General features: G+C 46.1%; 13 protein-coding genes. 6 read left to right on the forward strand and 7 right to left on the reverse strand.

What is annotated here, in order from left to right:
* Positions 1-252 precede the first annotated feature (252 nt).
* Together TH61_RS01010 and TH61_RS01015 are read right to left on the reverse strand one after the other, a co-directional pair.
* Positions 253-1,701, reverse strand: coding sequence for a T9SS type A sorting domain-containing protein (locus tag TH61_RS01010; RefSeq protein WP_157600472.1), 1,449 nt, complete (start codon positions 1,699-1,701; stop codon positions 253-255).
* 659 nt (positions 1,702-2,360) lie between these two features.
* Positions 2,361-7,691 carry a YDG domain-containing protein gene (locus TH61_RS01015; RefSeq protein WP_066504738.1) on the reverse strand — a complete coding sequence of 1,777 codons (5,331 nt, stop codon included), beginning with the start codon at positions 7,689-7,691 and terminating at the stop codon, positions 2,361-2,363.
* Positions 7,692-8,409: 718 nt separating this feature from the next.
* On the opposite strand from TH61_RS01015, the gene TH61_RS01020 reads away from it, so the two are divergent.
* Complete coding sequence (locus tag TH61_RS01020; protein ID WP_066504741.1) at positions 8,410-9,882, forward strand: DEAD/DEAH box helicase; 1,473 nt, start codon at positions 8,410-8,412, stop codon at positions 9,880-9,882.
* A 316-nt stretch (positions 9,883-10,198) separates the two neighbouring features.
* Here TH61_RS01020 and TH61_RS01025 read toward each other — a convergent pair whose 3' ends face one another.
* The 4 genes from TH61_RS01025 to TH61_RS01040 all read right to left on the reverse strand — a co-directional run bounded on the left by TH61_RS01025 (position 10,199) and on the right by TH61_RS01040 (position 14,586).
* Positions 10,199-11,134 carry a 1,4-dihydroxy-2-naphthoate polyprenyltransferase gene (locus tag TH61_RS01025; RefSeq protein WP_066504743.1) on the reverse strand — a complete coding sequence of 312 codons (936 nt, stop codon included), beginning with the start codon at positions 11,132-11,134 and terminating at the stop codon, positions 10,199-10,201.
* 13 nt (positions 11,135-11,147) lie between these two features.
* Entirely contained in the window at positions 11,148-11,642 is a 495-nt protein-coding gene (locus TH61_RS01030) for a glutathione peroxidase (RefSeq protein WP_369796912.1), read from the reverse strand.
* A 161-nt stretch (positions 11,643-11,803) separates the two neighbouring features.
* Positions 11,804-13,600 (reverse strand): arginine--tRNA ligase, encoded by a 1,797-nt coding sequence (gene argS / locus TH61_RS01035; protein ID WP_066504749.1) that lies wholly within the window; start codon positions 13,598-13,600, stop codon positions 11,804-11,806.
* Between the two features lie 23 nt (positions 13,601-13,623).
* A complete protein-coding gene (locus tag TH61_RS01040; protein ID WP_066504754.1) occupies positions 13,624-14,586 on the reverse strand; it encodes an arginase in 963 nt (320 codons plus the stop codon).
* 86 nt (positions 14,587-14,672) lie between these two features.
* Between TH61_RS01040 and TH61_RS01045 the strand changes: the two genes are divergently transcribed.
* Together TH61_RS01045 and TH61_RS18065 are read left to right on the forward strand one after the other, a co-directional pair.
* Positions 14,673-16,073: an arginine decarboxylase gene (locus TH61_RS01045; RefSeq protein ID WP_066504756.1), complete on the forward strand. Its 1,401-nt coding sequence runs from the start codon at positions 14,673-14,675 to the stop codon at positions 16,071-16,073.
* 89 nt (positions 16,074-16,162) lie between these two features.
* Entirely contained in the window at positions 16,163-16,324 is a 162-nt protein-coding gene (locus TH61_RS18065; RefSeq protein WP_157600474.1) for a hypothetical protein, read from the forward strand.
* Positions 16,325-16,373: 49 nt separating this feature from the next.
* On the opposite strand, the gene TH61_RS01050 is transcribed toward TH61_RS18065, so the two are convergent.
* Entirely contained in the window at positions 16,374-16,892 is a 519-nt protein-coding gene (locus TH61_RS01050; protein WP_066512388.1) for an HAD-IIIA family hydrolase, read from the reverse strand.
* A gap of 155 nt (positions 16,893-17,047) precedes the next feature.
* Here TH61_RS01050 and hemG point away from each other — a divergent pair, with 155 nt between their 5' ends.
* The 3 genes from hemG to TH61_RS01065 all read left to right on the forward strand — a co-directional run bounded on the left by hemG (position 17,048) and on the right by TH61_RS01065 (position 20,292).
* Positions 17,048-18,385 (forward strand): protoporphyrinogen oxidase, encoded by a 1,338-nt coding sequence (gene hemG, locus TH61_RS01055; RefSeq protein ID WP_066504758.1) that lies wholly within the window; start codon positions 17,048-17,050, stop codon positions 18,383-18,385.
* A gap of 27 nt (positions 18,386-18,412) precedes the next feature.
* Positions 18,413-19,144, forward strand: coding sequence for a polyprenol monophosphomannose synthase (locus tag TH61_RS01060; RefSeq protein WP_066504761.1), 732 nt, complete (start codon positions 18,413-18,415; stop codon positions 19,142-19,144).
* Positions 19,145-19,332: 188 nt separating this feature from the next.
* Entirely contained in the window at positions 19,333-20,292 is a 960-nt protein-coding gene (locus tag TH61_RS01065; RefSeq protein WP_066504762.1) for a TerC family protein, read from the forward strand.
* Positions 20,293-20,308 lie beyond the last annotated feature (16 nt).

Below are 20,308 nucleotides of genomic sequence, written 5' to 3' on the forward strand. Positions count from 1 at the left end.
AAGGTGTTACAATAATACCACACTTCATTACAAGGATGCTATGCTTTTCTTGTATTAGTACCAGCATTACATATTTTAATTGGAATTTAAGACTCTTGCCATGGGATTGAAGGCAACGTTAAGTCAGTTATATGCTGCCTAGAGGACTTGGCTATAAGGTAGCTAGATGACAACTTCCTATCCTACTGGCCACAAAAAAAAGCAACGGCCAATGACCGCTGCCTTTCCAATTAGCGTCCTATTGCTAACCTTTTACTGAATTAAAACTCTTTGAATTTGAGAACCACTCGCGGACGTCAGTGAAAATAGGTACACTCCCTTTCTCAAGCCTAACGAGTATATCTTTAGATTGACTTCGCCAGAGGCTTCTTTCAACTCTTTAGAATGCATGGTTTTGCCACTTAGGTCCAGCACTCGTAGTACTAGGGTCTCATTTGGGGCTAAGTCACATTGATACCTAATTGTTATGGAACCATCTGTGACAGGGTTTGGATGGACCTTCATGGCACTTGCTTGATCTGATAGCCTATTAACAACGGCCACCACTTTGGAGTACTCATAGTCCTTGTCAAAGTCTACCTGGTTCAATCTGTAGTAAAGAGTACCTTGGGGCGCTTTCTTATCTATAAAAGAATAATTTAGCAGAATACTGCTGTTGCCAGCGCCCTTCGTTTCGCCAATTTTTATGAAGTCGCGGCCGTTGAGGCTTCTCTCTATGTCAAACCGTTCATTGTCTATTTCGGTGGCGGTAGACCAACTCAATTCTATGGCTCCCTCCTTAGGGACGGCAGTAAATTTCACTAGCTCTACTGGCAGAGGATTGGGAATGACGGCAATAGGCATGGTGCGTGCGTTGGTTTTAATAGAGGAAGACGCAGCTGGGTTGGTTACTTCCACACGCATTGAGCCACCGGCGGCCCCTACTTTGACGGTAACCGTATTGGTGTTTTGGCCTGCTAGTATCTCCCAGCCCGGTGCATTATTAAGGCCATCATTTACATCTGGCACGCCCCATTTGTAAGTATACCCCTCATCTTGGGAGATAGAATATTGAACAATATCGCCGGTCATGGGTTGGGTTGGCCCAGAGATCATATTAGGCGTAAAATTGGCCACACTTCCCATCAAACCAGCTTTACAACCAGACACGTTTATGGGAGTAACGAAGTACTTTTCATTACCCGCGCCTCCACCATCTCCTCCGGCCCTCACGGCTACATGCAAGGTATTCAGCAACGTGAACTCGTAAAGGCTTAAATCCAAGGTATAATGGTCATTGTTTTGGCCAAAATTCCCTCCAGATTTAAACTGGCTTTTCTCATCTACAGACACCATTTTGGCTCCATAAAAAGAAGGAAAATCTTTATTGACCACGTTGGTGCCGTTGGTCACGGTATAAATGCGCGCTAGGGGTGATTTTATAGAAACCCCAGAAGATACTACCCCAGCGCCCGTAGGCATCTGGCAGGCTAAATAGTCCATGCCGCTGTTTTTATAGTAGTTCACCACTTTAAAGGTCAACCTCACATAATAAGAATTAACTACCTGGGCACTTAAATAGGTAAATTCAATGCCATTACTTGTGTTACCAATTCTGAAAGTGTTGGAAGCACTAGGGCACTGCGCTTGGGAGGTTTGGGAAAATGAAGGAGACAGGAAAATGGAAAGGGTAATAACCCATGAAAGTAAAAGTCTTTTCATGATGAAAAAAGGTAAGCAGATAGAAGCAGGATAGGTAAGCAAAGACAACTGCCAGGACGACAGGTAAAGGAGCGGCGTAACTTACTCAGGGCTTGGTAAGCGGAAGAAGCGGTGTGCACGCAATAAGTCTGGAACCTGGCAAGCAGGCAGAAGGATCATAGAGAAATAGTGGAACATTCTCTATTGACTCAGTAGCAAACACCTGCCTAGATAGGGGGAAGGCAGTAAAAGAAGATTAATTGATAGTAAAACCAGCCGCTATTATCACATAACCTGGAAGATTGATTTTTAGTTACCTTATAGATTAAATATGTCTTAAATTAATTCTATACATTTCTTAACGTTCTACAAATTAGTCAGTTACATTAATTTGCCAATTTATAAAATAGATTATATTATTAATGATTATAACAACATATTATACCCTTATTTATTATTAATATATAGGTTTTTACTGATAAATTTATAAAAATACAAATTCCCCATAGGTACTTAGCTCTTACTAAGTACCTATGGGGAATTTAACTGAATGTCATAATTACAGAGTAACCAAACTATAATTGATATGTAGAGCTGGCCCAAAATAAAAGCAGCGATCAATGACCGCTGCCTTTCCCTATAGCATCCTACTGCTATTTTTAAATAAACTCATTCAAAATCTACCGCTTTACTATTCTTTGGAAAGTATTTACTTCTGGTCCTGTCAGTTTTACAACATAACTACCTGCAGCCAGCTCAGTCATATCTAAGCTTTGGACTTTGCCTCCCTGTACTTCAAATGCTTTTACTATATGCCCATCTAGACCTATTACTTGAATCTTAATCTTGGCCTCACTCAGATGAGACAAGTCAAGGTTAAGCAGGTCATTGGTTGGGTTAGGATATGCTTTTATGGCTACAGAAGTGACCACGGCACCTTTCTGCTGCAAAGACACCACTTTGCTGTACTCAAACTTACCGTTAAAGTCTACTTGTTTTAAGCGGTAATAAGCGGTAGCCACCAAAGGCGAAGCATCTTTAAAGGTGTAGTTAAGCAGGGTGTTGCTGTTCCCATTTCCTTTCACTTTGCCAATAGCGGTAAAGTTCTTGCCATCTGCACTTCTCTCTATTTGGAAGTAGTCATTGTCTATTTCGGTGGCCGTTGTCCAGGAGAGCACCACTTGGTTGTTCTGTGTCTTTGCGTTGAAGCTTACCAAGGTCACTGGCAATGGATTAATAATGTCTGCGACGGCATTGTTAATAGATCCTAAGACATAGTTAGCTTTCTGCAAGCCCGTTAGACTGGCGGTAGTGATGTCAAATACAACAGGTTTGTCTATTCCCATCTCTGAGTCTAAGAACCGGGCCACCCCAGTAAAGCTTACATCATCTCCGGTAATTTTATCCACAATGGTGAAGGAACTCACAGCAGCGTTGGTATTACCATCCCACAGCTTATCTTCTGCTACAAAAGAACCAATCACCGTTTTTGGAGTAATCCTCATGGTCATGCCAGCAGGCATAGTGAGTGCGTAGTTACCAGCATCTACTCCAGAATGAGTCAAACCCGACAGGGTCACTAGTCTATCTCCTGCATCTTTGTTGTCACACAGGCCGGTTGGCTGACCATTCAAAGTGATATCATCTCCATCAACTTTCCCAACCATGGCTACTGTACCGGTAAAACCTAAAACGTCTCGCAAGCCATCATAGACTTTCTCATTGGCCGTTAAGCCAGTCACCATTAATGGCTTTCTGGTAATGGCACCCGTCGTAGCAACTGGTGGATTTGTCAAAACATAATTAGCTGCTTTCGTCCCACTGATGGCTAAACCTGCAATGGTAATCGGCTTATTGGTGCCAACATTTTTGTTGTTGAATTTGGCTGAAGTATAGGTGATGGTGATATCATCAGCATTAATTCTATTGTCTGTGAGATTAAGTACTGCAATGTCAGTTCCATCATACACCCTGGTAGGCCCAGTAGCAGTAATTGTCAAGGCTTTTGGAGTGATTTTTATATTTACATTGGCCGTGGTAGGCGATATGTAATAATTGTCCTTATCAGTTGATCCCAGAGAAAGCCCAACCACTACACCGCTATAGTCTCCAACGTTTACATTTGGGAAATTCACTGTGATGTAAAGTTGTACATGGTCCGGTGAAATCACACCAATCAATCCGTTGGTGGAAATGACTAGTTGGCCCTGAGTGCTGCTTCCATATTCAAATTCATAACTAGCAGCAACAACAGGGGTCAATTTTAATGGATTGATGATAGCAGATAGCCCTGTTGGCGTTGCAAAACTGACAGTATAATTGCTAGACTGAGCGCCACTAAGCGTGTAACTGTTATAGGTGACACTAATAGGTTTTGGAGTGTCGGCTTGGTTCTGCCTGTTCACCCTGAAAGAAGCAAATGTCCCCACCCCGTTCCAAATCACCTCATCACCAGGTACAACGTTCCCAAGAGTGGCAGAGATGGTAGCAGCAGTAGTTTTGTCATAGATTTTGTCCTGCGCCTTAATATTTGAAATAGTAAGAGGTCTTGGGGTAATGTTTGCTGTTAAATTGGTTGGCTGGTTAAACGTATAGTTGGTTGATTGAGGACCAGTAATGGTACTGGTAGAAGTTACTGTAATTCCAGTGCCTACATTCACTTGAGCAAATGTACCACTCAGGTTCAACGTTACATTGTCCCCTGGGGCAAGTCCACTCAAAGTACCAGTGATGGTAGCCACATTGTTGCCATCATATACTTTATTAGCAGCTGCTGCATTGGCGATAGTAAGTACTTTGCCAGTTATATTCGCTGCGAGGCCAGTTGGCTGCGTCAACGAATAGTTAGTAGCGTCTCCACCTGTTAAGGTACTAGTAGAGGTTACTGCAATGTTATTGCCCACATTGGGAGTGGCGAAATTAGCTACCTTGTTTAAGGCGACTACATCATTTAATATTACGCCTGTCAAAGTACCGGCAAAAGTAGCCGACGTGTTTCCATCATACACTTTGTTATTAGCCACCGCGCCTGAGATAGTTAGAGCTAATGGCGTAATAGAAGCAGTTAAGCCACTTATCTGAGCAAGTGAATAATTACCAGCATTTGGTCCTGTAAGAGGGTTACCAGTTACCGTCACGGCTTTATTATTTCCAACTGTTTTGGTGGCAAACGAAGCGGTTAAGCCTGCCATATTGAAATCAACAGCCTCTCCATCTTGCAAGCCACTCAACACCGGTGTACCCTGAAGCGTGGCCACTGTGGTTCTGTCATACACTCTGCTGACAGCTGTGATACCAGAAACAGTTAGTTGCTTGGCTGTAATGTTTGCAGTAAGCCCAACTGGCTGGGTTAAGGAGTAGTTAAATGCCTTGTCACCAGTTAGAGTTGCATTGGCGGTGACTGCTTTATTTGTTCCTACATTTGGATCTGAGAAAGTCCCACTGAATTGCAGTGTCACATCATTCACATCATCTGCCTCTACCCCTCCTAGCGTTCCAGTGACAGTGGCGTTAATGTTGCCGTCATATATTTTGCTTTGTGCTAATATAGAACCAATGGAGAGTGGTTTTGGCGTAATGGTGGCCGAAAGGTTTGTAGGTTGAACCAATGTATAGTTACCGGCACTTGCCCCACCAAGGGTACTTGTAGAAGTGACATTACGAGTTCCTACTTCAGAAGACTGGAAATTACCTGTTCCTACCAAGGTCACTACATCTGGTGCAATCATTCCATCTAGCGTTCCGGTAATGGTAGTGGCTCTTTTGGCATTATACACTTTGCCCAAAGCTGCTGCATTAAGGACAGTAAGTTCTTTGGGGGTTATGTCAGCAACTAGGCCAGAGGGCTGGGCAATAGTGTAATTGCCCGCATCTGCCCCAGACAAGGTACTAACCACATTTACCTGGATATTATTACCCACATTTATAGAAGCGAAGGCACCAGCATGATTTACTGTAACCTCATCTCCGGGTATTATTCCATTTAAATCTCCAGAGATGATAGCAGCGTTGGTTCTGTCATACACTTTGTCATCAGCTGAGGCATTGCTCATTACCAAAGCTTTTTTAGTAATGCTGGCAGTGCCTGTTGCCTCTCCTCCATCAGGGATGGCATAGTTATCTTGGTCTGGTCCAACAAATGAAATCCCAGAGACAGTTACTGTATGAGTTCCTACAGCTTTGCTGGCAAAAACTGCGCTTCCATATTCAACTGTGAGGTTATCCCCACTGATAATGTTACTGGAGATAGTAGCCTCTGCTGATGTGGTACCATCATATGCTTTGTCCGCTGCATTGACGGTTAACACAATTGCTCTTTTGGTAATATCTGCTGTAGCAGTTGCGGTTGTATTTACTGTGTAGTTTCCGGCATCTGCTCCAGTTAAGCCAAGGCCGCTCACTGCTACAGTTTTGCCAGTGCCTACATTCTCGTTATCAAAAGTAGCAGTGCCGCCAATGTAAGAGACAACATCTCCTGATATCTCACCCTGCAATGTTCTAGATGAAATAGTAGCAGCAGTGGTTTTGTCATACACCTTGTTAGCCACCGTTACTTCACCTACAATGGCTAAGGGCGTAATAGCTCCTTTAACGTTTGTGGTTAAGGTGTAATTACCGGCGTCACCTCCTCTTAAGGCTGCAGTTGGGTTTGAAATTATAATCTGTTTATTGGTACCTACGGCCTTCGTATCAAAAGTGGCAGTCATAGCATTTAGGTCAACTGACACGTCATCACCGCTAATGGCACTATTGAAGGAAGGCGTACCAGTCAAGCTAGCACTAGTTGTTCCATCGTAAACTTTAGTTTCAGCAGATACACCCTCCAGCGCTATGGATTTGGCTGTTATAGAGGCAGTGGTCGTGGCATTAGTACTAGAAAGAGAATAGTTACCAGCTGCAGCCCCACCAATTGTAATTCCTGAGATAGAAACTGTTTTGCCAGTGCCCACATGCTTGTCACTGAACAAAGCCTGACCGGCAGTAGCTACTACCACATCTCCAGAAAGCGCATTATTGGTAAGTGAAGCTGTGGCAACATTATTCCCATCATAAATTTTGCTCTGAGCGGAAGCGGTTACAGTCAAAGGTCTTTGATTAACTGTAAATTCATTACTTATTGCTGATGTAAGCCCTGGTGCACTAAATGTGATTCTTTTGACCCCTGCGGTGGTTGCGTTTAAATTAGAAAATGTAACTGTTCCGTTTGTACCAGTAGTGCCAATGTTTAGAACGTTATTGTTTAAAGTACCAGTCCCACTTGAAATTATAGCTGTTACATTTAAATTGCTAGGCAGATTGGTGGTTGATAGGTTACCAAATTGGTCTTGCGATTTAACAACTGAAGTACCTATAGCAGACCCATAAGTTGTTGAACTAGGCTGAGTAGTTATAGCCAATTTGGATACTTGTCCTACCTTTTGGGAAAGTGCACCTAAAGAAGTTGTATTAGTGATTCCAATAGAAGAAGCGGGGCTAGTTGCAGTGAATGAAGCAGTAAGGATGCCACTAGCCGGTATGTCTGCTCCAGAGTTGGCCTTTACTCTTACTCCAATAAGTCTAATAATATCACGCTTGTTAGTACCAGTAACGTTTATGGGAATGCTAAGTGTGGTAGATGTATATGTTATAACCCCAATAGACACATTTTGGGAACCGTTGTCACCTGTCACTGTATTTGTAATTCCGCCATTTCCAAATTGCCAACCGGTGGGAGCCACAATTGTAAGTGTTTGCGATGCTCTGAAATTAGTCATTGAAGTTTCGGAAATCACGATATCACCTAGTGTAGTGAACGTACCACCTCCAAGTGAATTGGCAGCATTATCTGCAGAGATATCAGTCCCTCCTGTGGCTGTTGTTGTCACTACTACTTGCGCTTGCGCATAAGAAGCTGTGAATAGAAATAAGAAAAGAAGAAGTAGGGCTTTGCCGTATTTGAGAAGTGTTTTTTGAGAATAGGCAAAAAATAACGGCAGACGGGTGTCTACCCATGAAAGTAGAAGTTTTTCCATGATCAATACTTAGAAAAGGCGAATAGGAGCTGTAGGAAGCAGATAAGCAGACACCTTGCAAGAAGGTGGAGGTAGTGCAATAGGAGGTTTACTTAAAAAGGTAAGTAAAGGCTACTCAGCCAAAAATTACCATTGTGATGTAAAAAGGCGGCGTATGGCTTTAAAAAGCCTAAAAAGATGATCATTAAGGAGACCTGGTGGGGAGTCAGGCGAAGGGCAGTAATCCAACAACACGTGTGCAATCTACACAACGACCAAGGTTCTGGAGAGAGTAAATGATATACTAATGCTAGTAATGATTAATCACTCTTCTATAAATACAAACTAATCTAGTTTGTTCTATAAAACCGTAACGGACTAATTAAGTTCTGGTTACAAAAATTCTAAATTTATTTACAAAATAATATTTACTATAACATTTTGGATACATAAAATATAGGTAAAAGAGCCTATAACGCTAATGAGAACGCTAATGAGTCAGCTATTACCGTAATTTCAGTAGAATAAGTTAATTTTTTCAACAATTCGTTATATTTAAAATTATCTATATAAATTAATTACATGTGCATAGCTCATTGGCTGGCATTTTTAATATAAAAGCCTTTAATGGGTCGTCTATAAGGTCTTAATAAACAGGTGTAAGCAGAATCTGTTATCTTTACTCAACTTTGGTCCTTTGGTAACAGCCCAAGGCAGAAGTAAATTGATAAAAAGATAAATGAGCGTTACATTCAATGATTTCAACCTACAGACAGACTTGCTAGAAGGCATCAAGTCTATGGGTTACAAACAGGCTACTCCCATTCAGGCGCAAGCCATCCCGCATATTCTGGAGTCTAAGGACCTAATTGCCTGTGCCCAGACCGGGACTGGCAAAACAGCCGCCTTTCTAGTACCTACTCTAAGTAAGATTGCCGAAGCACGATTTGACTTCACCAGTACGTTAATCTTAGTCCCCACCCGCGAACTGGCCAAACAGATAGATGACCAGGTAGAAGGATTGAGCTATTTCACGGGGGCTACCTCTATCGCCATTTACGGCGGCAACAACGCCCAGAACTGGGACCAGCAGAAACACGCCCTCACCAGTGGCGCCGACATCATTGTCGCCACCCCAGGCCGTCTCATTGCCCACATGCAAATGGGCTACGTGAAACTGGATCAACTCAAGTACCTTATCCTGGATGAGGCCGATAAGATGTTGGACATGGGTTTCATGGATGATTTGATGAAGATCATCAACCAACTGCCCAAAGAGCGCCAGACACTGTTGTTCTCGGCTACCATGCCGCCTAAGATCAGGGACTTTGCCCGTAAGATTCTTCAGCAGCCCGAGGAGATTAGTCTTTCTATCTCCAAGCCAGCCGCCAACATTGACCAACAGATTTACCTGGTCTATGATCAGCAGAAATTAAGATTGCTCCAGCACATCTTAAAAGACGCCGAAGTACAAACCATGATATTGTTCACTTCGCGTAAGTCGGCGGTGAATGAGATTGTAAGGGCTCTTCAGAAGATGGGTTTTGAGGCCGAGGGCATCAGCTCAGACCGTACCCAGGATGAGCGCGAGGCCACCTTGCAGAAGTTCAGAAACAAGCAACTGCAGGTATTGGTAGCCACTGACGTGATGTCCCGTGGCATTGACGTGGACAACATCAGCCACGTGGTCAACTTTGACGTGCCGCAGGACGCCGAGGACTATGTACACCGCATTGGTCGTACGGCCCGCGCTGGCACCAAGGGTATGGCCATCACGTTTGTGAATGAGCGTGACCAGGAGCGCCTGGTGAAGATTGAGAAACTGATTGAGCGCGAACTGCCAAAAATCACCTTACCTGAGACCATCGGCGAAAGCCCTGCCTACGACCCAACCGGCAATCGCGCCAAGTTCAGCCGCGACAAAGGTGGTTATGGCGGAAGAGGCGGTAACCGCAGTGGTGGACCAAGAAGAGAAGGTAGTAGCAGCGGTGGAGACCGAAACCGGAGCAGCAAGCCTAGAGGCGAACGGCCTGCCACCGCCACAGCCGGCGCTCCTGCCACGGACCAGGCGCCACGCGTAGCGGGCGCCCCAAGCACTGCCACCGGCGAGGCTCAGAAAAAGAAGAAGCGCCGCAAGAAGCCGTTCAAGCCTAAAAACGCAGAAGGCGGCACTACAGCAAGTCCATCATCTGCTGGCTCATCCGCAGAATAAAGGATAAGGCACATTGTAATAACTCCCCGTTTTTGGCCTGTTTTCATGAAAACAGGCCAAAAACGGGGAGTTTGCTTTTAATTGTTAAGTGATATATTGAGTATTAAAAGTCTGTCATAAATGTAAGTCCTCGCCTTTGTGGTGTTATCTCTTACAAACAAATAGCAGTTCAGCTACCCATCAATTTGCTATAACAAACAATGAACTTTCAACGCACGCAACTCGTGTAATGACCTTCTAATGCAGAGTGCCCGTTTTTGGCTTGTTTTTCAGAAAACAAGCCAAAAACGGGCACTTCATTTATGTATACGTTAATCTATCTTGCTAACAACCCAATGCCAAATAGCAACACAAATGCCAAAGTAGACATGGCCATCTGCTTAAGCAATGGGTCTAACTCTACAGCAGTCTGTCGGCGTTGCACCTCGCTGCCGTTGTATAAGAGCAAAGGAATAGCCCCCACAAACAACCACTTCCAAAGAGATACCTCCTCGCGTTGCAATACAAAGATGACCGTACAGGCAAGACCCGCCAGTAATAGAAACCAGTGATAGCTTCTGGCTCTGGCAGGCCCCAAGCGCACCGGCAGAGACTTCTTACCCGCCAGTTCATCTGAGACAATGTCCCGGATGTTGTTCACGTTCAAGACCGCCGCCGAGAAGAACCCTAAGGTAGAGGCTGGCAATAGCATCTCAGAGAAGAAGCGCTGGGTCTGCAGAAAGTACGTGCCCATCACCCCTACCCAGCCAAAGAAGAAGAATACCGAGATATCACCCAAGCCGGCATAGCCATAGGGCTTTTTGCCATTGGTGTAACTGATGGCCGCCCAAATGGAAGCCAAGCCTAGTAACAGGAAAAAAAGGAAAAGATATATGCCGTCGGTGCCCAAGGCTATCCAGAGCAACGCCACGCCAGATACCAGAGATAACAGGCTGAATACGCCAATGGCGGTCTTCATCTGGCCTGCAGAGATATGGCCGGCTTGAACGGCCCGCTTCGGGCCTTGGCGGTCTACGCTGTCGGCGCCGTGCTGGCTGTCGCCGTAGTCGTTGGCCAGATTAGATAATATTTGCAGGAAAAGCGTGGTAAGCACGCATAACAACAAAACAGGCCACCTGGAAAGATGGTCTGCCGCCGCTAAAAATCCGCCCATGCCAATGCAGGAAAGGGAAAGGGGTAGCGTCCGTAACCTGAACGCCGACACCCAAGTACCCACCGCAGGCCGATTTTGGCCTGTTTTTTCAGAATTCACTCAAAAACGAGAATTAGCCGTTGATGTCTCTGAGCAGTTCTTCGCTCAATGGAGACACTTTAGAAGGATAGAATTTCACCAGGTTGCCTTTCTCGTCAATCAGGTACTTGCAGAAGTTCCAGCTGGGCGCCTGATCATTGGTGCCGTTCACGCTTTTGTCTGTCAACCACTTGTACAGGGGCTGCATGTCATCGCCTTTCACAGAGGCTTTAGAAAACATTGGGAACGTCACCCCGAAGTTCTTCTGGCAGAACTGGGCAATCTCTTCATTGGTGCCTTTTTCCTGACCTCCGAAGTTATTGGCTGGAAAACCCAAGACCACCACTTTATCGCCGTGCAGTTTGTGCAGTTTCTCCAGATCAGCGTATTGTGGCGTGTATCCGCACTCAGAGGCTACGTTCACAATCAGCAATTTCTTGCCTTTGTATTTGTCTAAAGAGGTGGCTTTGCCGTCAATGGTAGTCAACGGAATGTCATAGATAGATTTAGCAACGGTAGATTGTTCCATAGTCGTTTTTTCAGAAGTGGATGTTCCGGAAGATGGCGCGCTTGGTGTGGCGCAGGCTCCTAGGAACAAAAAGGACAGAATAGACAATAGGTTGAGCATGGTAGTGGTTTTTTCTTGTGTAACCTTAATCTTAATGTTTTGTTTTACGCGTGCCACCCAGATTACATTCTGTCTGGCACCGCAATGCCTAACAGTCCCATGGTTTTACGCAAGGTCTGGGCTACCTGACGGGAGAACGCAATCCTGAAACTCAACACCTGGGCGTTGCTCTCCTGGAAGATGGGCACCTCGGTGTAGAATCTGTTATACGCTTTGGCCAGATCAAAGGCATACTGGGCCACAATAGAAGGCGCATAGTTACGGGCCGCATCTTCTACCACCTGTCCGGCCGTGTTCAATAAAATCAAGGCATCGCGCTCCGTTTCATGCAATACCTCAATCTCTTTGAAGTCCTCGCTCTCAGAGGCAATACCCAGCTCGCTGGCTTTGCGCAGAATGGCGGCAATACGCGCATGGGTATACTGAATAAAAGGACCCGTGTGCCCTTTAAAGTCAATGGACTCCTCTGGGTTGAAGAGCATGCGCTTCTTCGGGTCTACTTTCAGTAAAAAGTACTTCAAGGCGCCCATGGCCAGCGTGTGGTACAGTTGCTCAGCTTCTTCTTTTGAGAAACCGTCAATCTTGCCTAGTTCATTGGTTTTCTGACGAGCAGTTTCAATCATCTCGGCTACCAGTTCATCGGCGTCTACTACCGTTCCCTCTCTGGACTTCATCTTGCCGCTGGGCAGGTCCACCATTCCGTAAGACAAGTGGAAGATACCGTCTGAGTATGGCTTGCCCAGTTTCTTCAACGTGGCCTTTAGTACCTGGAAATGGTAGTTCTGCTCATCTGCCACCACATAGATAGACTGGTCATAGTGGAAGTCTTCGTATTTGAGCTCAGCGGTACCCAGGTCTTGGGTGATGTACACAGAGGTTCCGTCTGCGCGTAGCAATAGCTTCTCGTCCAAGCCTTGGTCCGTTAGGTCCACCCAAACGGAGCCGTCTTCTTTCTTGAAGAACACGCCTTTGGCCAAGCCTTCCTCCACGCGGTCCTTGCCCAGCATGTAGGTTCCAGACTCATAGTAGAACTTGTCGAAGTCAACACCAATGGTGCGGTAAGTGGAGTCAAAACCCTCATACACCCAGCCGTTCATCTGTTTCCAGAGGGCAATGGTGTCTGCATCGCCTTGCTCCCATTTCTGAAGCATCTCCTGGGCCTGCAGCATCAAAGGCGCCTGCTTTTTAGCTAACTCTTTGTCGGTGCCTTGGGCTACCAATTCATCAATCTGCTTCTTGTATTCCTGGTCAAACTTGACATAGTACTTGCCCACTAGGTGGTCACCCTTCATGCCGGCAGTTTCTGGCGTCTCTCCGTTGCCTAATAATTGATAGGCAATCATGGACTTGCAGATGTGAATGCCGCGGTCGTTTACCAGGTTGGCTTTCACCACCTCATGGCCCGCGCCTTTCATAATCTCGGCTACGGAGTAACCCAAAAAGTTATTCCGCAAGTGACCCAGGTGCAAGGGCTTGTTGGTGTTAGGTGAAGAGTACTCCACCACCACTTTCTGTTTTTGGCCTGTTTCCGGGAAAACAGCCGATTTTCCAGCCACCTGCGCAGAGAATAGCTCTAACCACACGGCATCATGAATCTCTAGGTTCAGGAAGCCTTTGACCACGTTGTAGCCAGAGACCTGTGACGTGTTCTCTTTTAGGTAATCTCCCAGCGCTTGCCCAATCTGCTCTGGTCCTTTGCCCAAGGCTTTGGTCAAGGGAAAGGTGACAAACGTAAACGTACCGGCAAACTCTTTACGGGTGGGTTGCAAGGCAATCTGCTCTGCCGGCAATACGTGGGAGTAAGTATATTGAAGGGCCTGGCTTAGCGCCTGGGCTATCTGTGATTCAAGATTTTTCATACAATAAATAAGCGGTACAGAGATTAGGCTTCCTTAGATAAACGCTCCAGAATGCCCTCTGTGGTGTACTCTAAAATTTCAAAGGCATTGTTGGCCATTGTGTTCTCGGCGTCCAGGGTAGGATTGATTTCTACCATCTCAAAGCACACCACACGCGGGTCGCTTACCAAGGCCCTGCATAGTTCTTTGGCCTGGGTCACGTTTAAGCCTACCTCTACCGGGGTACCGGTGCCTTTGGAGAACTTAGAGTCTAAGCTGTCTACGTCAAAAGATACATAAATAATGTCACAGTCCTTCAGGCGGTGTAAGGCTTCCTGGGCTACCTGCTCAATGCCTTTGGCCATTACCTCTGGGTAGGTGAAGTTTTTAATGTTGTGCTTGTCAAACAGATAAACTTCTGGCTTCTCATAGCTGCGGGTCACAATGTAGACAATGTTCTCATGTTTCATCTTGGGCTGGTCGGTGCCTACGCGCTTCAAGGCCTCCCAGAAGAAAATGGTCTCTGGCTCTGGATCGTTCACTTTGCAGTCCATGTTGTCCTCGTGCAACGATACCGCCAAGGGCATGCCGTGCATGTTGCCTGAAGGCGTGGTGTACGGTGAGTGGATGTCTGCGTGTGCGTCTACCCAGATCACGCCCAGTTTCTTGTCTGGATAGGTGGCTTTTATACCAGCAATGGTCCCGCCTGCGTTAGAGTGGTCACCAGCCAGTACCAGCGGGAACATCCCTAATTCAAACGTCTGCTCTACCGTGGCACTGATACGTTTGTAGGTATGAAGAATACTGTCAATGTATTTGGCATGGGGGAACAGGTTCTTTTCAAAGAGAACATCATTGAGGTTGGGAACCTCTACCGTGGTAAACCGTTGAAAATAATCTGACTTTTGGTTGAGGCAGGCAATCCTGAGCGCATCTACTCCTAAACTGGCCCCGCGGGTACCAGCCCCTAGCTCAGATTTCACCTCAATCAGTCTTATTTTTTTCATAGCAAAAGCAAACCTAGTTTTTGCAAAGATGGTAAAATACAGTCAATTTTGCACAATTTCCCGGTTGGGGAAGCAACAACTAAAGAATGGATAAATACACCGACCTCATACATCAAACCTTTGATTTCCCTACTGAGGAATTTACTGTACATAACAACGAGCTGTCCTTCAACGGCATTCCCATGATGGAACTGGTGAAGCAGTACGGCACCCCGCTTAGGCTTACCTATTTACCCAAGATCAGCTCCCAGATTCAGAAAGCCAAAGTGCTTTTTAAAGAGTCAATGGCCAAGCTGAATTACCAGGGCACCTACACGTATTGCTATTGCACCAAATCATCCCACTTCTCTTTTGTCTTAGAGGAAGCCCTTAAGAACGACATCCACATTGAGACGTCTTCTTCTTTTGACATGCCCATCATAAAGGCTTTGTATGAGAAAGGGAAAGTGAGCAAGGACATCTTTGTAGTCTGCAATGGCTACAAGCGTGACTTGTACCGCAACTACATCACCAGCATGATCAATGAGGGCTTCAAAAACGTGACGCCGGTGCTGGATGACTTAAATGAGATTGACCACTACCAAGGATTTGTGGAAGGCACCTGCCAGGTGGGCATTAGACTCGCCTCTGATGAGGAGCCTAAGTTCCAGTTCTATACCTCGCGCCTGGGCATCAACTACAATGACGTGGTGGGCCTGTATGAGCAGAAAATTAAGGACAACCCCAAGTTCAAGCTCAAGATGCTTCATTACTTCATCAATACGGGCATCAAGGACACGTCGTATTATTGGTCAGAACTGAGCCGCTTTGTGCACAAGTACTGTGAGATGAAGAAGATCTGCCCAGACCTAGATACCATTGACATTGGCGGCGGTTTCCCTATCAAGACATCCATCCAGTTTGACTACAACTACCGCTATATGATTGAGGAAATCCTCAGGACCATCCAGCGGATTTGTAAGGAAGAAGGCGTGGCCGAGCCGAACATCTTCACGGAGTTTGGTATTTATACCGTGGGTGAAAGCGGTGCGCACATCTATTCCATACTAGACACCAAACTGCAGAACGACAAGGAGCTTTGGTATATGATTGACGGTTCATTCATTACCAACCTGCCAGACACCTGGGCTTTGAACCAGCGCTACATCTTAATGGCCCTCAACAACTGGGACAAAGACTACCAGCGCCTGAACCTGGGTGGTTTGACCTGTGACAGCCAGGATTACTATAACTCAGAGATGCACTCGTTCCAGGTGTTCCTCCCTAAGGTACAAAAAGAGCAGGCAGAGCCGCAGTACATTGGTTTCTTCCACACGGGGGCTTACCAAGAGAGCTTAAGCGGGTACGGCGGCATCAAGCATTGCCTTATTCCATCACCTAAGCACGTGCTAATCAATAGAGAAGAAGACGGAACGCTCAAGTCCTGGGTTTTTGCCGAAGAGCAGAATGAGGAGTCCATGCTCAAGATTCTGGGCTATAAGGATTAAAAATAAATTCATATTTTCTACTCCAAAGCTGAACCAAAAACCGTAGCTTTGGAGTAGAATACCCAAGACTTTGTTTTTTAACGCATTTTATGAAGAAGTTATTCCTGTTAGCCGCCTTTGGAATGTTTGCTTTTGCTTCTTGCAAATCTACTTGCCCTGCGTACGCTGTAAAAAGTGACCGCGCCGCAGACCAAAAGGTACTGGTAAAATCCAACCACCAAAAAGCCGCTTCTACTCAGATCAACGGCTAGTCATTCATTGACGCAAAGAATTCAAAGGACCGGAAGCAATTTCGGTCCTTTATTTTTGCCCTTCGGGTAGGATGAATCTTGTGGCCGCCTCCAACAAATTCTCTGCCTGAAACGGATGCGTACCAGCGGGATAGTCTCCTACCAAAACTCCCTTCACTCCCACTTTCTCAGCGGCCTGCATGTCTCGTAGCTGGTCGCCTACCATCCAGCATTGGGCAGGGTCTACATTGAATTTGGCCATGGCCTTCTCCAGCATCAAACTATCTGGCTTTCTAGCAATAGACGCCGACACCGACTCATGGGCTGGCGCCATATAAAGCGCATCTAATATACCGCCGCAGGCTTGTTGCAGCTTCTCATGGCAGGCCAGGACGTGTTCTTTGGTATATAGGCCTTTGGCAATGCCGCCTTGGTTGGTGATGACAATTAAGTAATAGCCCTGCTGCTTGAGCAACGTCAAGGCCTCTGGCACCCCCGCGCATACGTCAAAGTCTTCTGTCTTAAACGTATACGCCCCGCGCTCTACGTTCAACACCCCATCCCTGTCTAAGAAAATCGCTTTCGGCATACCGTAACTTGCTGTTTTGACTAGGTCAAAAATAACGCTTTTGTACAAACCCGACACTCGTTAAAATCGTTTTTGGCTTACTTTCTCTAAAATAGCTACAAAACGGCAGGCCGCTTCTTTCGTAAACAGGCACACTTATCTTTCACTTTCTTTTCATGCGAGTTGCCATTATTGGAGCAGGGATTTCTGGGTTGGCTTTGGCGTACTACTTACAAAAGCTAGGGGTACGCTATGACCTGTTTGAAGCCAGCAACCAAGCAGGTGGCATGCTCAGAAGCGGCAGGCAGGGCGCTTACCAGTTTGAGATGGGGCCTTCTTCCCTGCAATTCACCCCTGAGCTGGAAGAATTGCTGCAAGAATTGAAACTACAGGAAGAGACCGTATTGCCCACTGCGCAGGCCGCCAACCGCTATATTCTAAAAGAAGGCAAATACCACAAGCTGCCCTTGACGCCTTTGAGCATGTTGTTCCAACCTTTCTTTGACTGGCGCACCAAACTTAAAATTGCCAGAGAGACCCAACATGCCAAAGAAGAGGTGAAGGAAGAAACCATTTCCCATTTCTTTGCCAGGAGATTTGGCCAGGAGGTGGTAGACTATTTAGTAAAACCCATGGTGGCGGGCATGTACGGCGGAGATCCAGATGTTTTGCTATTAGAAAAAACGCTGCCATTTCTCCAAAAGCTGGAGCATCAACATGGATCGGTTTTAAAAGGCCTGGTACAGGCTCCAGAAATTAAGCGACGGCCCATCTTTACCTTAAGAAACGGCTTAGAAACTCTGGCCGAGGCCATCTCATCAAAGCTAATCTCCATACACTTGGGCCAACGCATTGAGATGGTCCATAAACTACACGGTAAATACCTTTTAAGCATCCAAAATGACGTGGAGGGTTTGAGCGATGAGGAATTTGACGCTGTGGTCATTGCCCTGCCCGCACATGCCGCCGCTGATCTACTAAACTACGTAGCCCCAGGATTGTCTGCTTCCTTATACAATGTCAACTACGCGCCCATGGCGGTGGTGCACACTGCCTACCACCGGGAGCAGGTGAAGTTTCCCTTGGCGGGGTATGGCGCCTTGCACCCCCAGAAAGAGAAGACCTTTACCGGCGGCTCTGTCTGGACCAGCTCCATTTTTCCGCATTGCGCGCCAGAAAAGGAAGTCTTCTTTACCAGCTATGTGGGCGGTACCCAATGGAAGCAGCACCTAGACTTGCCCAGGCAGGAGATCATGGAGAAAGTACACGCCGAATTGAAAGCCCTCTATGGCATCTCAGCTAAGGAACCTACCTTTCAGCATTTTCACAGGTGGGCCAAGGCCCTGCCCCAGCCTGATGTCTATATCTTGGATGTGCACCTCATGGCACAGGCCTTGGAGGAAGAGCAGTTGTATTGCTGCGCCAATTGGGTAGCCGGGCCTAGTGTGCCAGACTGCATTTCCTTCGCTAAAAACCTAGCCCAGAAAATTAATTCGCAGCGGCCGTCCTTCTAATATATTCACATCGGCTATATTTGAAGGATGAAAGAGTCTGTGGTGGTGATTCCTACCTACAATGAGATAGAGAATATTGTAGCAATTATCCGGAAAGTATTTTCCCTCCCCCATCCTTTCCATGTTTTAGTGGTAGACGACGGCTCACCGGACGGTACGGCAGAGGCTGTCATGCATTTGCAGGCCGAATACCCAGACCGTTTGTTTTTAGAGCAACGCAAAGGAAAGTTGGGACTTGGTACTGCCTACATTCATGGGTTTAAATACGCACTTAGAGCTGGCTACCAGTACATCTTTGAGATGGACGCAGATTTCTCCCACAACCCACATGATTTGTTGGCTTTGCATGATGCCTGCGCGGTAGATGGTTTTGACATGGCCATTGGCAGCCGCTACAGCAGCGGCGTGAACGTGGTGAACTGGCCCATGAGCCGCGTATTGCTATCGTATTTTGCCAGCCGCTACGTGCGCCTGATCACGGGCATGCCCATTCATGACGCCACCGCGGGTTTTAAATGCTATTCTAGAAAAGTGCTGGAGACTATCAACCTGGACCGTATTCGGTTTATTGGCTACGCCTTCCAGATTGAAATGAAGTTCCTGACCTATAAGTATGGGTTCAAGATAAAAGAGGTGCCCATCATTTTCACAGATCGTGCCAAGGGCCAGTCCAAAATGAGCAAAGGCATTATCAAGGAAGCATTCTTGGGTGTGATTCAGATGAAACTGGATAGCTACTTCAGGCACTTTACCAGGTAGTAATTTTAATATCGTTTTTGGCTTGTTTTCAGGAAAATAGGCCAAAAACAGGGGCATCTCCTACCGGCTGTTCTGGGTTTTCAATTCTTAACCGCTTATCTTCACCTCTTGCAAACAACTGTTCGCCTCTATTAAAGAGCACGCATAACTGCTTTTAGCAATAGGTGAAACAGCTTTAACATATAAAAATGGTAAAGACAGATATACTCTTTTGGATAGGCTTCAACGTGGTGGTGTTGGTACTGCTCGCCTTGGACCTATTTGTTTTTCACCGCAAAAGCCATGTGGTTAAGATAAAGGAAGCATTGGGCTGGAGTGCTTTCTGGATTGCGCTTTCTCTGGCTTTTAACGTCCTTATCTATTACTGGAAAGGCTCTGGGCCTGCGTTGGAGTTTTTGACGGCTTACCTTATTGAGAAGTCCTTGAGTGTGGACAACCTGTTTGTGTTCATTCTCATCTTCGGGTATTTTAAAGTAGAGCAGCAGTACCAGCACAAAATCCTTTTCTGGGGAGTCTTGGGAGCCTTGTTCTTTAGGGCAGTCTTTATCCTAGTAGGCGTTTCCCTATTGAACCACTTCCATTTTATCATCTACATCCTGGGTGCGTTCTTGGTGTTTACAGGTATTAAGATGGCTACTTCGGGCGGACAGGAAGACATTGACCCAGAGGCAAACCCCGTCATCAAGTTTGTTAGCAGGTACATACCGGTCACCAATCGGCACTTTGGCTCCAAATTCTTTGTTAAGATTGACAAGACCGTATTTGCCACGCCATTGTTTCTAGTGTTGATCATGGTGGAGACCACGGACATTGTCTTTGCCGCAGACTCTATTCCAGCCATTCTAGCTATCTCAAAAGACCCATTTATTGTCTACACATCAAACGTATTTGCCTTACTGGGCCTTAGGGCATTGTATTTTGCGCTGGCGGGTATCATGCAGCTCTTCCACTACCTGCACTATGGTCTATCCTTGATTCTGGTCTTCATAGGCGCCAAGCTTATGCTATCAGACTACATCCACATTAACATGGTCATAGCTCTGGGCGTAGTTGCTTTCATATTGGCTACTTCTGTGGTCCTTTCCCTGATATTCCCTAAAAAAGAAAAAGACTTGCCTACCCTACCTGGACAGGAGACGGATAAGTAAGACTGGAGGCAGTATA

The organism is Rufibacter sp. DG15C (assembly GCF_001577755.1).
GTDB lineage: Bacteria > Bacteroidota > Bacteroidia > Cytophagales > Hymenobacteraceae > Nibribacter.

Excerpts from the sequence above, each read along its gene's own strand:
- TH61_RS01010 (WP_157600472.1), bottom strand. The coding sequence starts at position 1,701 with ATGAAAAGACTTTTACTTTCATGGGTTATTACCCTTTCCATTTTCCTG.
- TH61_RS01015 (WP_066504738.1), bottom strand. The coding sequence starts at position 7,691 with ATGGAAAAACTTCTACTTTCATGGGTAGACACCCGTCTGCCGTTATTT.
- TH61_RS01020 (WP_066504741.1), top strand. The coding sequence starts at position 8,410 with ATGAGCGTTACATTCAATGATTTCAACCTACAGACAGACTTGCTAGAA.
- TH61_RS01030 (WP_369796912.1), bottom strand. The coding sequence starts at position 11,642 with ATGGAACAATCTACCGTTGCTAAATCTATCTATGACATTCCGTTGACT.
- argS (WP_066504749.1), bottom strand. The coding sequence starts at position 13,600 with ATGAAAAATCTTGAATCACAGATAGCCCAGGCGCTAAGCCAGGCCCTT.
- TH61_RS01040 (WP_066504754.1), bottom strand. The coding sequence starts at position 14,586 with ATGAAAAAAATAAGACTGATTGAGGTGAAATCTGAGCTAGGGGCTGGT.
- TH61_RS01045 (WP_066504756.1), top strand. The coding sequence starts at position 14,673 with ATGGATAAATACACCGACCTCATACATCAAACCTTTGATTTCCCTACT.
- TH61_RS18065 (WP_157600474.1), top strand. The coding sequence starts at position 16,163 with ATGAAGAAGTTATTCCTGTTAGCCGCCTTTGGAATGTTTGCTTTTGCT.
- TH61_RS01050 (WP_066512388.1), bottom strand. The coding sequence starts at position 16,892 with ATGCCGAAAGCGATTTTCTTAGACAGGGATGGGGTGTTGAACGTAGAG.
- hemG (WP_066504758.1), top strand. The coding sequence starts at position 17,048 with ATGCGAGTTGCCATTATTGGAGCAGGGATTTCTGGGTTGGCTTTGGCG.
- TH61_RS01060 (WP_066504761.1), top strand. The coding sequence starts at position 18,413 with ATGAAAGAGTCTGTGGTGGTGATTCCTACCTACAATGAGATAGAGAAT.
- TH61_RS01065 (WP_066504762.1), top strand. The coding sequence starts at position 19,333 with ATGGTAAAGACAGATATACTCTTTTGGATAGGCTTCAACGTGGTGGTG.